The sequence below is a fragment of the Microbacterium binotii genome, assembly GCF_021398715.1.
GTDB lineage: Bacteria > Actinomycetota > Actinomycetes > Actinomycetales > Microbacteriaceae > Microbacterium > Microbacterium binotii_A.
Window position 1 is genome coordinate 2,652,015 of sequence record NZ_CP090347.1, and the last position, 14,105, is coordinate 2,666,119.

Genomic DNA, 14,105 nt, shown 5'->3' on the forward strand with positions numbered 1-14,105 from the left:
CGGTCAGCTCGCCTGCTCGGCGGCCGCCTTGAGGGCGTCGAGGTCGGCCTTGTTGTCGGCGATGAACTGCTCCTCGAGCGCGAACTGCACCTTCTCGTACGCGTCTCGGTAGTCCGTCTTCTCACGGCAATCGAGGTCGGCGAGGGCGAGGGTGATCTCCTCTTCACCGAGCTCCTTGAGCTTCGGGTCGTCCTCGACGTACGCGGTCTGTCCGCTGTAGTACTCGTTCAGCTTGTCGGACATGCTCGTCTGCGCATCGCCCTGCTTGGCGAAGCCGGACTGGCCGGCGTCGGCCATGCAGGAGGCCCACTCGGCGTCGATCTTCGCGAAGCCCGGGTCGTCGGCCATCTTCGTGTAGAAGTCGTTGATGGCGTCGTTGATGCCCTGGAATTCCTCGTCCATCATCGGGTTGGCGCCGGACTCGTGCTGCGCCCAGCCCTGACATCCGGCCTTCGTCCAGTCGTACTCGTAGGAGCCGTCCTCGTTCAGCTCCTCCTCCGTGGGGGACGGACCGTACAGTGCCTCGTAGAACGCGGTCTGCTCCGACTCCGACAGGCTCGAGACGTAGTCCTGGTTCGGGTCGACGTACTGCTCCTGGTCCGTGGGCGTCTCGTCGCGGCCGGGGTAGTTGATCATTCCGTAGCCGTACTGGGTCACCCAGTCGCGGTCGTCCGGCTTCCACTCGACGTCGCTGCTGCTGCTGAAGGACACCGATTGGATGTTGGGCGTGTAGTCGAAGCCTTCCTCCGACATGCACTGCGCCACGAGCTCCTCGGACTTCTTCTGCTGCTCGGTGAAGCGCGCTTCCTGCTCCTCGGTGGACAGATCGCCGCCCCAGATCGAGGAGAGGTAGGCCGACAGCGGCGACTCGGGGCGGTCATCGCCCTTGTCTCCGTCCGCGGCCGAGCAGGCCGTGAGAGCGAGCGCCGCGACAACGGCGAGCGGCGCGATGGCGAGCAGGCGTGAACGAACCATGATTCCCCCATAGGATCACCGGCGCCGATGCGACGACGCACATGCTCAGCTTAGGGATCGCATAGCGTCTTCCCATCTGGGAAGACGCCGCGCATCCTTCCCACACCATCGGATAGGGTGTCGCACCGCTCAGATCAGGGGCAGTCGCGCGCGCAGAACCGCGCCGCCGGTCGCCCCGGCGGCGAGCTCGAGCGCGCCCCCGACGACGTCGAGCTGCTGGTGCAAGCGGGCGAGTCCCGACAGCCGGACGTCCGCGGCGGGCGAGGCGCCGTCGCTGACGACCTCGAGCAGCAGCACTCCGCGCATCACGCGCGCGGCGAGACGGATGCGGCGCGCACCGCCGTGGCGCAGCGCGTTGGTCTGCCCCTCCTCCAGCACCCGCACCACGACGACCCGCATCCGCTTGTCGATGCGCGCACCCAGCACGGCGAGCAGCGGCGACGCGTCGTCGATGATCTCAACGTGCGCGGGAGTACGCGCCGCGAGCGCACGCACGGCGGGCGCCAGCCCCCGGTCGAGATCGACGGGGTACAGCCGTTCGCTCAGGGCACGCAGCTCGTGCTCGCGCAGGCGGGCGAGCGTGTCGGCCACCGCGACGATGCGCTGCGGCATCGGAGCGGCGGCAGCGATGTCGCGCAGCTCCGCCTCCAGCACGACGAAGGTGCCCTGCACGGAGCCGTGGATCGTGGCGGCCACGTCCTTGCGCACGCGCAGTTCCTCGGCGCGGACATCGTCCATGAGGGTCAGCGCCCGCTCCTGCGCCTCGATGCGGGTCAGATCCGCCTCGCGCGCGCGACGCCAGACGTCCGCGAACTGGAGTCCGCTGCCGAGCGCGAGCAGCGCCAGGAGGAAGGTCATCGCCGTCTCCAGGCCGACCACGCGCACGGCGCCTTCGGACGCTGTATCCACCACGCCGCTGAGCACCTGCAGGAGGGATCGGCTGAGGGCTGCGACGACTCCGAGCGAGAGCACGATGGCGGACCGCGCGCGCGTGCCGCGCCGTTCCGGATGCAGCAGGAACGCCCCGCCGACCACGATCGCGACGGCGGTGAAGTTGTACGCCCACCGCAGCACGATCTCGGAGAACGGATCGGGGGCGAGCTGGCGCATGTCGTCGGAGACCACTCCGAGCACGAGCACGGCCTGCACGCTGGCGAGCACCGCACCCAGACCCGCCACCAGGGCGGTCGCGCCGACCATGATGCGCGAGAGCGCGCGCTCTTCGGATGCGGCCGCCCGCGCCACCGGGGAGATGCTCACCGATCCGACGCGGCGGGCACGGCGGATCCATCGGTCGGAGGTGGGCGCGATCACTCTCGTTCGCGACGCCCGCGCACGACGATGATCACCAGCGTGGCGAATCCGAGCACGCCCAGCGCGCCCCACACCCACGGCAGACCTTGTGTCGCCGTGGCCGCCCATGCGGCAGCATTCGCGAGAGACATCGCACGCCCTTCCCCAGACAGGCGACTCCCCCAGGAGACCGCCGTGACGAATCTAGCCTCGACGCGGCCGGCAGGAGTGTGCGGCTGAGTAGTTTCCCCCGGCACCGCCGACATCCGAGAAGTCCGATGAGCGTTATCGTTCACCGGCCCGAAATAAGGCCTGTGGCAGGATGGTGCGCGATACTCCCGATCTGAGAGGCACCATGGAACTCAGCGACTACATCCGGGTTCTGCGGAAGAACTGGCTGATCATCGTCGTCGCAACTCTCGTCGGGCTGGGGGCGGCCGCCGGATACTCGCTGACCCGCACGCCCCTCTATGAGTCGCAGGCCTCGGTGGTCGTCTCGACACAGTCCAGCGGCAGCGTGCAGGAGATCTCGCAGGGATCGAACTTCACCCAGCAGCGCGTGGCGACCTATGTCAACGTGGCGACCAAGCAGCTCGTGCTCGATCCCGTGATCCGCGACCTGGGACTCGACATGAGCGCCGGAGCCCTCGCCAAGAACGTGAGTGTCAGCAGCGTGCTGAACACCACCTTCATCACGATCGCGGTGACCGATGCCGACCCGGTCAAGGCCGCCGACATCGCCAATGCCGTCGCCGCCCAGCTGCCGCTCGCGGTCGAGGAGATCGAGCCGTCCACGGGAGGCGAGAGCCCGGTGCGCCTCACGACGGCGAGCACGGCGGTCCCCACGAACGTTCCGGTCAGCCCGAACGTCCCTCTGAACCTCGCGCTCGGTGCACTCATCGGTCTCGCCGTCGGCATCGGTATCGCCGTGCTGCGGACGGTGCTCGACACCCGCATCCGCACCATCCGCGATGTCAACCAGATCACCGACCGCCCGATCCTCGGCGCGATCCCGTTCGACGCGAAGGCGGCGGAGCGGCCGATCATCATCCAGGCCGACCCGTACAACACGCGCTCGGAGTCCTTCCGGGCCCTGCGCACCAACCTGCAGTTCATCGAGATGGACGGCGGTCACTCCTTCGTGATCACCTCCTCCATCCCGAGCGAGGGCAAGTCCACGACGACGGTGAACCTGGCGATCGCCCTCGCGGATGCCGGGAAGCGCGTCGCTCTCATCGACACCGATCTGCGCAAGCCCAAGGTCGCCGAGTACCTCGGTATCGAGGGCGGCGCGGGCCTCACGGATGTGCTGATCGGTCGCGCGAAGGTCGGCGACGTGATGCTCCCCTGGGGCAAGCGCCCGCTGTTCGTCCTGCCCGCGGGCAAGGTGCCGCCGAACCCCAGCGAGCTGCTCGGTTCGCGCCAGATGGCACAGCTGCTCGAGGCGATCAGCCGCGACTTCGACGTGGTGCTTCTCGATGCTCCCCCGCTGCTGCCGGTGACGGATGCGGCGATCCTGTCGCGCGAGACGACGGCGGCGATCCTCGTCGTCGCCGCCGGTCGCACGACGACGGGTCAGCTCACCGCGGCACTCACGGCTCTCGAGACGGTCGATGCGAAGGTCGGCGGCATCGTCATGAGCATGGTCCCCACCCGCGGACCGGATGCGTACGGGTACGGCTACGGATACGGATACGGCGGCTACGGGACGTACGGCACGGCTCCGGAGCCGGCTCCCGCGAAGGCGAAGAACTCACGCAAGCGGGCGCCGGAGGACGACGCCGGCCTCGACGAGCTCGTGAAGGGCTCCTGAACAGAGAGGCGTTCGTGCGATGTCCTCACGTCGTCGCCCGATTCATCGCTCCACCCCCGTCAGCCGCGCGCTGACGGGGGTTCTCGTTTCCGCGCTGGCGGTCGCCGCCATCGCGCTCGCGGTGTTCGCGCTGACACCGCCCACCCCGCCCGAGACGCGCCCGCTTCGCACGACCACACCGTCCCCCGCGCCGTCCGCTTCGCCGTCGATCTCGCCGTCCCCCGCCGCGTCGGCCTCGTCTGCACCGCTCGCGCCGGTTGCGGCGCCCGGCGCCGCGGAGCGGTTCCTCGCCGTGGGCGAACAGGCCCTGTGGCGCGCATCCGCCGGCGACTGCGGGACGACCGCACCCCTGCTGGAGCGATCCACCGACGGCGGCCAGACCTGGAGCGACGTCACGCCGCGCTATCTCGGCATCGGCGAGATCCTGCACGTCGAGGCGTTCGTCGGAACGGAAGCGCGCATCGTCGCGCGCATGGGTGCCGCCTGCGAGACGCAGGGGCTGCGCACCTTCACACAGGGACGCTTCTGGGAACAGGATGCGGCGACTCTGGCCGCGGCGACCTACATCGACCCCGCGGCCCCCGCCGCGATCGTGACGCCGTCGGGTCGAGTCGAGGCGCCGTGCCCCGAGCCCTGGGGCGCGCAGGGCGACGCGGGCGCACTGACCCTCGTGTGCGAGGGCATCGCGCAGCAGTGGGACGGCGGCGGGTGGCAGCCCGTCGCGGAACGCGCGGTCGCCGTCATCGCGACAGCCGACGGCGCGCGCACCGCGCGCACGGACCCGTCCTGCGCGGGCCTCCTCGTGGGCGATACCTGCCTCGCGGACGCTCCAGCCGGCCCCGCCGCCTTCGCCGCGGCGTCCGACGCCCTGTGGCTCTGGGCCGGCGACACCGTTCGCGCCGTCGGCTGACCCAGCCGCATCCGGTCCCGGCGAGGTACGACCGAACTCCTGCAACACCCGCCACTCAGCGCCCTCCGCCTACCCCAGACGCACATCTGCAGGAGTTCGGCACGCCACGGAAGTGGAGGGCGCACCGATCTCGCCCTCCACCTCCGCCCTCGCTCAGTGCTCGGTAGCACTCCGGCGACGTCGAGCGATCAGGATGCCGCCCGCGACCAGCAGGAGTGCCGCCAGCGCTCCCACACCCCACGCGATCTGACCGCCGGTGTTGGCGAGCGGATCGCTGCTCGGAGCACCCGGAGCCGCCGCACCGCCGGCGGCGGTGACCGCGAGGTCGGCACGCAGCTCCACTCCCGCGACCCGCACGACGATCTCGTGCGATCCCACGGGCGTTCCCGCCGGGATGGTGACCGTGGCCGTCAGCGCACCGTCGGCATCGGTCGCCGCGTCAGCGAGGAGCACGGGATCGGAGTGCAGCCACACCTCGGCCGCGGCGGATGCGGGCAGCCCGCTGCCGGTGACGGTGATCCTCCCACCCTGCGCCACCGTCGACGAGGACAGCGACATCGCGGGGTCGACCCCCGGCTCCGGTACCACCACCTCGACGGTGAAGGTCGTGGTGAACGAGCGACCGGCGATCTCGGCGGCGACGGTGATCGTCTTCTGCCCCGCGGTCGTCGACTCGAAGCCCTGCAGAGAATATGCGTCCTCCGCCAGCGGGATGATCCGCTCGCCGTCTCGCACCGCCACCGCGAGCCCCTCCGCGGCGAAGACCTCGCCGATGACGTACCGCGTCTTGACCGGCGGGGAGACCACTTCCAAGGTGGCGGACTCCGACGGCGGTGCCGGCACGTTCGTCACCGCGAGCGAGAGCGGCGCGAGCGCGACCCAGTCGAGGTTCGGAGCGTACGACGTGGCATTGCCGAGCACGATGTCTCCGCTCTCGGTCGAGAGCGTGACGGGCATGCTGTGCGTCCAGAACCCCTTCCAGGAGTAGTTGTGACGGAAGGATCCCCGCGCCGTCTCCCCGCCCACCTCGCTGACGTCGAGGAACCGCGTGATGATGTCGGCGTTGTAGGCGTGACCGGTGTTCTTCTCGGCGTTGGAGTAGCGCACCTGCAGGTCGTAGTCGCCCGCCGGCAGCGCGTCGCCGCGCGCGATGGTCGCCGTGTTGGCGGCACCCCCGCCGAGCCAGCCGATCTGCTGACCGCTGACGTTCGTGGGTGCGGAGACGTTCTCGCGTCGGACACCGCCCGCGAGCGTCACAAGCTCCGCGTCCTCGACCTCGATGCGCGTCACGGCCTCATCCGCTTCAGCGACACGGGTCGTGCGGATACCCGCGAGCTGCGCCGCATCCGCCGTGACCGAGACCTGGTTGATCCCCTCCCGCAGGTGCACCCGCAGGGTCGAGGTCCAGCGCCCTGCGTACTCGGCCGCAGCGCCCTCGATGGCACGGCCGTTGAGCGAGACCTGCACGGATGCGGGCCCGTCGGTCTCGTAGCGCACGTCGACGTCGTGGTAGCCGCTCTCTCGTGCGGACACGAAGAACGTGGCCCCGGCGTCGGACGCGAGCGGAACGGTTCCGGATGCGGCGGGCGCCGCATCCGTGCGCGCGAGGAAGGCGGGGTAGTCGTGCGTCTCCGCGCCGTCGACCCGCTCGAGCTCCAGTCGGTCGAGCGACACATCGGCGCCCGGCAGCACCGAGGAGCCGTCACTGCTCGCACGCACCGAGATGGTGTGCGCCCCGGCATCCAGCGTCAGCATCGCCTCCGCGCGACCGCGGTAGGTCGTGTTGAAGCCGGGCTCGTATGCGAGGGTCGCGGCCGGTTCGCCGTCGACGAAGAACGCGTGGCTCCCCGGACCGCCGACGCCGACGATCACGGCGAAGCGGTAGGCGCCGTCTTCGGGCACCTCCACGTCCCAGCTCACCGACGCGTCGGCGCGGGTGAACCCGGTGACGTCCTTCTGACCTGATGCAGCGAACACCCACGCGTCGTTGGCGGGGCGGTCGTTCACCTGCAGCGAGCGCAGCTCCGCGTCCTCCGCCTCGATCTCGGTTCGCCAGGTGTCGTCGACGACCGGCTCCTCGCCGAGCGCGGGGGTGATCACCACCTGATACGCGGACTGCCTGTCGTCGTTCGGCACGGTGACCGCCAGCGCGTCGTCGAGCGTGACCCGCTCCGCCGCGACGACTCGCGGCGCCTGGGCCTCGCCCTCCTGCCCCGTCCAGCTGCTCTCTCTCACCTGCACATCGACGGTCGGACCGAACACATCGGGGTCCAGTCCCGCGAGGTCGAGCTGGATGTCGGAGGAGCCGCCGCCGACCAGCACGGTCGCCTGCCGGCGCTCGTCGTCGATCGTCGCGATCCCCTGCACCGTGTCCACCGCGTTGAGCTGCGGCGGTGTCAGCTGGACGGTGTCGCCCGAGAGATCCCCGTACCACTTGAGAAGCCACCAGGCGCCGTTCGCGGCGCCACCCTTGGCCATGTTGTCGTTGAGGTTGCCCGCGAACGTCCAGTACGCGGTCTGGGCGTCAACCTTCGCGTCTTCGAACATCGCGAGCCACTGCACGATCTGGCCGGGAACGGACATGTCCCGACGCATCGCGTACTCGGTGATGTTGACCGGAAGCGGCCCGACCCCGACCTCCTGCTCGATCTGACGGAACTCGGCCAGATGTCCGCGGAAGGTGCGGAGGTTCTCGACGCCGAGCTCGTGCCAGGTCCAGATGTCCGGCAGGGTGCCCGAGGCCTTCGCCGACTGCAGGATCTCCCGCGTGCTCCCGCCGTGCCACCAGGCGTCGCCCGGACCGGCGATACGCGCCTCCGGCATGATCTCCTTGATCGTGCGATAGGCGGCGTCCCAGTCGGAGAAGAAGTGATCCTTCATCTGGTCCCACTGACCGTACCAGTTGATGCCGTCGGGCTCGTTGAACGGGGTGAAGACGTAGCGCTCCGGATAGGCGGAGTTGTCGCGGATGTCGGTGACGACGGTGCGCACGATGTCGAGGTACGACTCGAAGTCCTCGGGGCGCTTCCCGCCGTTGTAGGGCCAGTCCGGGTAGTAGTCCTGGATGTTGACCATCAGGTAGTCGCCGCCGTTGCGGAAGAAGGAGCCCTCCACCTCCAGCGGGTCTCCGTTCGGGTGCTGCGCACCGCGCGGGGCCTTCTGTGTGACGTTCGAGGGACGCGCACCCGCGATGATCGCGTCGGTGGGCACGCCCTCGTCGCCGAGGCCGTAGAGCATGCCGGAGGCTCCACCGCGGAACTGGCCCGTGCGTTCGCTGAAGTCGATCTGAACCGTGTCCGCGGATGCGGCGGCGGCCGGTGTGGCCACGACCGCGCCCGTGAGGGCCAGGGCGGCGCACGCGGCGGTCGCGACCGCCCGGCGGAGGGAGCGCCCGGCGCGGCTGCGCAGGCGTGGTGAGGCGAGTGTCATCGTGACGTCCTTGTCGTGAGGGGATGCGGAAGAGGGGTGGGCGCCGCGTGCCGCGGCGCCCACCGGGTTGTCATCGGAACAGTGCGTTGATCTGGTCGTTGGCGCTGGTGAAGGCGCCCGCGTCCGAGCCGCCCTTCAGGAACGACTCGATCGTCGCGGTCATGGTGTCGTTGACGTCCGACCAGTGGTCGGCGATCGGAAGGAGCTTGGTGGTGCCGTCGGTCACCTGGACGGTGAAGCCGCTGACGTCCCAGCCCTTGTCGGCGAACGCGGTCTCCGCCTTCTCGGTGGAGCTCTGGATCGCCGGGAACACGACGGCGGCGGCGGCCACGACGTCCTGGCATGCGCTGGAGCCGAGGTAGCTGACCCACTGCCATGCCGCATCCGGCTTGCTGGTTCCCGCCCAGATGCCATCCGAGAGCCCGTTGAAGACGCTGGCGCGTTCCCCGTCGGGGCCGATGGGCGTCGGCACGACCAGCGTGGGCGTGTCCGTCTGCCCGAGGTACGAGGCCGTCATCCAGCTGCCGTCCGTGACCATGGCGTAGCGACCCGCGAGGTAGCCGTTGAGCGGGTCCTGCTCGGACAGCGCGATGTCGACGCTGGGCATGTAGCCCTTGTCAGCGAGGCTCTTGTACCAGGTCATCGTCTCGACGAACGACGGGTCGTCGAAGTTCCAGGTAGTGGTCCAGGGCGTCTTGTCACCGAAGTACCAGTCGTTGCCGAGAGCGTAGGGGGCCCAGGTCTGCTGACCGCTCGCGTTCAGCCCGTTGCCGCTCAGCGCGAGTCCGTAGACCGCCACCTTCGACTTGTCGAAGCCGGGCTCGTCGCCGTGGACGCCGTTCGCGTCGACCGTCAGTCGCGCGAGCGCGGCCTCGAAGCTGCCGCCGTCGGCGGGGTTCCACTCCAGCGATCCCAGTTGCTCGGCGGTCAGGCCCGCATCCGTCGCCATCTGCTGGTTGTAGAAGGTGGCGACGGTGTCGAAGTCCTTCGGCAGGCCATAGCGACCGCCCTCCTGGTCGGTCCAGAGCTCGGCGAGTCCGTCCTGATAGATGTCGAGGTCGATCGAGTCGGCTTCGACCCTGTCGCTGATGTCGAGCAGCTGACCCTGGGAGACGAACTGTGGGAAGTAGGAGAGGTGATCGGCGAACACGTCCGGCGCGGTGCCCGAGGCGAAGCCCGTGGTCAAGCCCTGCCAGTAGTCCGCCCAGCCGAACTGCTCGATCTTGACGCTGATGCCGCTGGTCTGCTCGAAGTCGGTCGCGCACTGCTGGTAGGCGGCCTGCTGGTTGCTGTCCCACAGCCAGTACGTGATGGAGTCGTCGGAGCCTGCCGCGTCACCGCCCCCGGCGCATCCGGCGAGGGCGAGAGGGACGGCGACGGCGACCGCGGTGACCGCAACGGTGCGGCGCACACGAGGAGAATGACGCATGACATGCCTTTCGTGAGGGTGTTTCTTCGGGTCGACCGAGCGACGGCGCCGTCGGTCAGGCGTACAGCGGCTACTTGATGCCCGAGTAGCCGAGGTTGTCGACGAGCTTTCGTCCGAAGAGGACGAACAGCACGAAGATGGGCAGCGCCGCGACGAGGGTTCCCGCCATGAGTCCCGCCCAGTCGGGCCCCGTCTGCGGTGTCTGCGAGCGGAAGATGCCGAGGGCGACGGTGAGCACACGGGATTCGTCGGCGCGGCCGACCAGCAGCGGCCAGAAGTACTCGCCCCAGGCAGTGATGTAGGTCAGCAGCGCGAGCGTGAAGATCGGCGTCGACGACATCGGCAGCACGATGCGGAAGAAGATCCGGAAGTGGCCCGCGCCGTCGATCTTCGCCGACTCCTCGACCTCGCGGCTGATGCCGAGGAAGAACTGCCGCATGAAGAAGATCGCGAACGGCGTCATGAAGAAGAACGGCAGGATGATGCCGGCGAGCGTGTTGAGCAGCCCCAGGTCGCGGATCAGGATGAAGTTGGGGAGCTGCACGAAGATCGGCGGGATCATCAGCGCCGTGAGGAAGAGGAAGAAGACCGCTTCCCTCCCCCGCCAGTGCAGTCGCGCGAAGGCGTAGGCAGCCATGGACGAGAACAGCACCTGCCCGAGGGTGATCACGGTGGCGACGATGACGGTGTTGCGCAGGTACAGCCAGAAGTCGATCGAACCGGTGGTTCCCCCCTCTGCCGCCGCCTGCTCGGGTGTCGCAAGCCCCAGCACACGTGCGAAGCCGCCCCAGCTGAAGTCCACCGGGAGCAGACTGCCCGCGTTCGTGTACAGCGCGGTGTTCGTAGACAATGCCGTGCGCAGCATCCAGTAGAACGGGAAGAGCGTCACGACGAGAAGGACTCCCAGGGCCCCCCACGCGAGGATGCGCCCCACGGGCAGCGGCTTCCGCGGTCGGCGTCGGACGGGGGATGCGGGTTCGGTCGCCGCCGGGCGCGGCGTCATCACAGCGGTCATGGCGGCTCCTTAGGCGAGGTCCGACTGGTTGGAACGCATGATCTTCAGCTGCGCCCACGCCACGGCGGCGAGGACGACGAGCAGGAAGACCGACATCGCCGACGCGTATCCCAGGTCGAAGCGTTCGAAGGCCTGTTGGTAGATGTAGTAGTAGATGACGCGCGTCGCGTTGACCGGGCCGCCCTGCGTGGTGACGGCGACGGTGTCGAAGATCTGGAACGAGCCGACCACCGTGATCACCAGCACGAGAGCGAGCACGGGACGCAGCAACGGCAGCGTGATCGAACGGAACATCCGCGTCTCCGATGCGCCGTCGAGTGCCGCGGCCTCGTACAGCTGGGTGGGGATGGTCTGCAGCCCCGCGAAGATGAGCAGCGCCGTGTAGCCGACGTAGCGCCACACGTTGATCAGGGCGATCGTGGGGATGGCCAGCTGCTCGCTGCCGAAGAACGCGACGCGATCGGTCCCGAGCCAGTCGAAGACGACGTTGATGATGCCGGTGGAGTAGTCCATCATCCAGAACCAGACGAGGGCGACGACGACGTTCGCGACCAGGTACGGCAGCAGGATGATGCCGCGGATGACGGCGGAGCGGGTCAGGCGGTGCATGAGCACGGCGATGCCCACCGCCAGCACCGTCTGCACTCCGATGTTGATGACGACGTACTCCGCCGTCACTCCGAGGGCGTTCCAGAACAGCGGGTCCTGGAACATCCGCTCGTAGTTCTCCGTGCCGATGAACTCGCCCGCGCCGATGAGGTTCTGATCGGTGAAGCTGAACCACACGCCGCGCAGCGAGGGGATCAGGTAGAAGGCCAGGAAGCCGATGGCTGCGGGCGCGATGAACAGCATGGCGACGCGGAAGTCGCCACGATGCCGGCGGCGCGACCCGGGCGCGATGATCGCACGGGTGTCGAGTGCGCGGGTCGTGATGCTCCGACTCATGACAGTGCCTCCACGTGCAGCAGGGCGACCTGGTCGGGATCCAGAGCGGGGACATGCACCCCGACCTCGGCCAGCGCCGCGCCCGTCAGAACCGTGCCGTCGATCCACCAGGAGGGATGGATGCGCTCGTCGTACGGTTCGAGCGCGGGCCCGGAGGCCCGCAGCCGGTAGCGCCGTCTGGGGTCCAGGCCGGGCAGACGGACCCGCCCCACGGGCCAGGTGATGTGACGCTCCCGCAGCGTCACGAGGTAGAGCGCCTCGTTGAGGTCGGCGGCGACCGCACCGTGCAGCCAGAGGTCACCGTCTTCGAGCGCGCGGCGCACGGTGGTTCCGCCGTGGATGAGCGGACGCATCCGCTTGTAGTACGCGACCCACTCCGCCAGCTCGTCCCGTTCTTCGGGCGTCGCGGTGCTGAGGTCCCATTCGATACCGAAGTGCCCGAAGAGCGACGTCGCCGCGCGGAAGGAGAGGTCCAGACGTCGACGCGTCGTGTGCGCGCGGTCGGCGCCGATGTGGCTGCCGACGAGCTCCGGCGGCAGCAGCTGCGCCGTCCACCGCTGGATCTGCTGACGCTCGCGCGCATCGATGCAGTCCGAGGCCCACACCCGGTCGGTGTGCTCGAGGATCTCGAGGTCCACGCGCGCGCCGCCCGACGAGCACGACTCGATCTCGAGATCCGGTACAGCCCGACGGATCTCATCCAGCAGCCGATACGCGGCGTGGGTCTGCGCGTGCACCCCGGCACGACCCGTGCGCGTGGAGCCGGCGTCGATGAGGTCGCGGTTGTGGTCCCACTTGATGTAGGAGATCCCGTACTCCTGCACGAGCGCCACGACCTGATCGCGCACGTGGACGAACGCGCCCGGATGCGTCAGATCCAGCACCTGCTGATGGCGGAAGGGGATGGGCAGCCTTCCGGGCACCTGCAGCATCCACTCCGGATGTGCGCGCGCGAGATCCGAGTCCGGGTTCACCATCTCGGGCTCGAACCAGAGTCCGAACTCCATCCCGCGAGCGCGGACGCCGTCGACGAGGTGCCGGAACCGGCCGTCTCCCCAGACCTGCTCCCCCAGCACCCAGTCGCCGAGGCCGGAGGTGTCGTCTCGACGGCTGCCGAACCAGCCGTCGTCGAGCACGAACCGCTCCACTCCGACGCTCTGCGCGAGATCCGCGAGCTCGAGCAGCCGGTCGAGATCGTGGTCGAAGTACACCGCCTCCCAGACGTTCATGACGACCGGGCGCGCTGAGCGCGGGTGATGCGGTCGGGAGCGGAGATGGGTGTGGAAGCGTGCGGCGACCGCATCCAGGCCCGCGCCGTATGCGGCGTAGATCGCCGGAGCGGCGTAGGACTCGCCCGGCGCGAGTTCGATCTCCCCGGGCAGCAGCAGCTCGCCGCCGAGTAGCAGCCGCTCGCCGGAGAACGCGCGTTCGGCGAGCGTGCGGTGGTTGCCGCTGAACGCGACATGCAGCCCCCAGGCCTCCCCGCGGTCGAAGTCGAGGTCGGGTGTCCCCGCCATCAGCACGAGTGCCGCATCCGCTCCCGTGCGACCGTGCCGACCCTCGCGCAGGTGGGTGCCGACCGTGAACGCACGCGTCTGGGGAACCCGCTCCTTCGCCCATCGCCCGGCGAGATCGAACAGCAGATCGGCACGGGTGGGCACCGGCATCGCGGAGGTCAGGGCGTCGAGGGTGTACGCGTCGGCGCCGACGTTCTTCAGCTCGGACGCGAGGCGCACCAGTCCGCTCGGGAGCAGCTCGATCGCGAGCCGCAGTTCGAGACCGACGAACTCGTCGCGGGCGACGACCAGGATGCGTCCGCCCTCGGGGCGATGCTCGATCTCCGTCGAGACCGGGACGAAGGACGGCGACCACGCGCGGCCGGCGCGGTGACCGGACACGCCCGGCGTTCCGGTCCACCCCGCCGAGTTCTCCGGGACGAGCGATACCCGCACCGGCACATCGGCGCCGTTCGTCGCCCGCGGCGGCGCGGCATGGCGGGCGAGCTCGTCCGCATCCGCGTCGTCGAACGCGTCCGAACCCCAGTGCACGATGCGCGGCAAGGAGCGGGAGGGAAGGGACACGACGAGCCCGACACCCCCCGCGACGAACCTGACGTCTTCGCCCATCGAGATCGGAGCGGCGTCGCCCTCGTCGGTTGCCTGCATCGTCACAGCGTCTTCGCCTCTTCCCACCATTGGTCTGCAAACGTTGGTCAGAACGTAGCACGCAGCGGCGAGCCTCTGCAAACGTTGGTCAGAATCGTGTCAGCGGGCGCGCTACAGCACCCCACGACGTC

10 protein-coding genes are annotated in these 14,105 nt (G+C 69.2%); 2 read left to right on the plus strand and 8 right to left on the minus strand.

Annotated elements, in window-relative coordinates:
- Positions 1-3: 3 nt before the first annotated feature.
- The 3 genes from LXM64_RS13000 to LXM64_RS16065 form a co-directional block, all read right to left on the minus strand.
- Positions 4-975 (minus strand): hypothetical protein, encoded by a 972-nt coding sequence (locus LXM64_RS13000; RefSeq protein WP_234073560.1) that lies wholly within the window; start codon positions 973-975, stop codon positions 4-6.
- A gap of 129 nt (positions 976-1,104) precedes the next feature.
- Positions 1,105-2,235, minus strand: a complete 1,131-nt coding sequence (locus LXM64_RS13005; RefSeq protein ID WP_234073561.1) for a hypothetical protein — start codon at positions 2,233-2,235, stop codon at positions 1,105-1,107.
- Between the two features lie 50 nt (positions 2,236-2,285).
- A complete protein-coding gene (locus LXM64_RS16065) occupies positions 2,286-2,420 on the minus strand; it encodes a hypothetical protein (RefSeq protein WP_267955106.1) in 135 nt (44 codons plus the stop codon).
- 203 nt (positions 2,421-2,623) lie between these two features.
- On the opposite strand from LXM64_RS16065, the gene LXM64_RS13010 reads away from it, so the two are divergent.
- Together LXM64_RS13010 and LXM64_RS13015 are read left to right on the plus strand one after the other, a co-directional pair.
- Positions 2,624-4,081 (plus strand): polysaccharide biosynthesis tyrosine autokinase, encoded by a 1,458-nt coding sequence (locus LXM64_RS13010; protein ID WP_234073562.1) that lies wholly within the window; start codon positions 2,624-2,626, stop codon positions 4,079-4,081.
- 19 nt (positions 4,082-4,100) lie between these two features.
- Positions 4,101-4,991 carry a hypothetical protein gene (locus LXM64_RS13015; RefSeq protein WP_234073563.1) on the plus strand — a complete coding sequence of 297 codons (891 nt, stop codon included), beginning with the start codon at positions 4,101-4,103 and terminating at the stop codon, positions 4,989-4,991.
- Positions 4,992-5,144: 153 nt separating this feature from the next.
- On the opposite strand, the gene LXM64_RS13020 is transcribed toward LXM64_RS13015, so the two are convergent.
- The 5 genes from LXM64_RS13020 to LXM64_RS13040 all read right to left on the minus strand — a co-directional run bounded on the left by LXM64_RS13020 (position 5,145) and on the right by LXM64_RS13040 (position 13,974).
- A complete protein-coding gene (locus LXM64_RS13020) occupies positions 5,145-8,420 on the minus strand; it encodes a bacterial Ig-like domain-containing protein (RefSeq protein ID WP_234073564.1) in 3,276 nt (1,091 codons plus the stop codon).
- Between the two features lie 70 nt (positions 8,421-8,490).
- The gene (locus tag LXM64_RS13025) at positions 8,491-9,831 is read right to left on the minus strand and encodes an ABC transporter substrate-binding protein (RefSeq protein WP_234073565.1); all 1,341 of its coding nucleotides are present in this window, start codon (positions 9,829-9,831) and stop codon (positions 8,491-8,493) included.
- Between the two features lie 88 nt (positions 9,832-9,919).
- On the minus strand, positions 9,920-10,864 hold the full coding sequence (locus tag LXM64_RS13030) for a carbohydrate ABC transporter permease (protein ID WP_234073566.1): 945 nt from the start codon (positions 10,862-10,864) through the stop codon (positions 9,920-9,922).
- Positions 10,865-10,873: 9 nt separating this feature from the next.
- On the minus strand, positions 10,874-11,809 hold the full coding sequence (locus LXM64_RS13035; RefSeq protein ID WP_234073567.1) for a carbohydrate ABC transporter permease: 936 nt from the start codon (positions 11,807-11,809) through the stop codon (positions 10,874-10,876).
- Positions 11,806-13,974, minus strand: a complete 2,169-nt coding sequence (locus tag LXM64_RS13040) for an alpha-galactosidase (protein WP_326490528.1) — start codon at positions 13,972-13,974, stop codon at positions 11,806-11,808. Before LXM64_RS13040 ends, LXM64_RS13035 begins: the two co-directional genes overlap by 4 nt.
- Positions 13,975-14,105: the final 131 nt, after the last annotated feature.

Bases quoted from the DNA above. Each gene is read 5' to 3' on its own strand.
- LXM64_RS13030 (WP_234073566.1), bottom strand. From the start codon at position 10,864: ATGACCGCTGTGATGACGCCGCGCCCGGCGGCGACCGAACCCGCATCC.
- LXM64_RS13035 (WP_234073567.1), bottom strand. From the start codon at position 11,809: ATGAGTCGGAGCATCACGACCCGCGCACTCGACACCCGTGCGATCATC.
- LXM64_RS13010 (WP_234073562.1), top strand. From the start codon at position 2,624: ATGGAACTCAGCGACTACATCCGGGTTCTGCGGAAGAACTGGCTGATC.
- LXM64_RS13020 (WP_234073564.1), bottom strand. From the start codon at position 8,420: ATGACACTCGCCTCACCACGCCTGCGCAGCCGCGCCGGGCGCTCCCTC.
- LXM64_RS13000 (WP_234073560.1), bottom strand. From the start codon at position 975: ATGGTTCGTTCACGCCTGCTCGCCATCGCGCCGCTCGCCGTTGTCGCG.
- LXM64_RS13040 (WP_326490528.1), bottom strand. From the start codon at position 13,974: ATGCAGGCAACCGACGAGGGCGACGCCGCTCCGATCTCGATGGGCGAA.
- LXM64_RS13015 (WP_234073563.1), top strand. From the start codon at position 4,101: ATGTCCTCACGTCGTCGCCCGATTCATCGCTCCACCCCCGTCAGCCGC.
- LXM64_RS16065 (WP_267955106.1), bottom strand. From the start codon at position 2,420: ATGTCTCTCGCGAATGCTGCCGCATGGGCGGCCACGGCGACACAAGGT.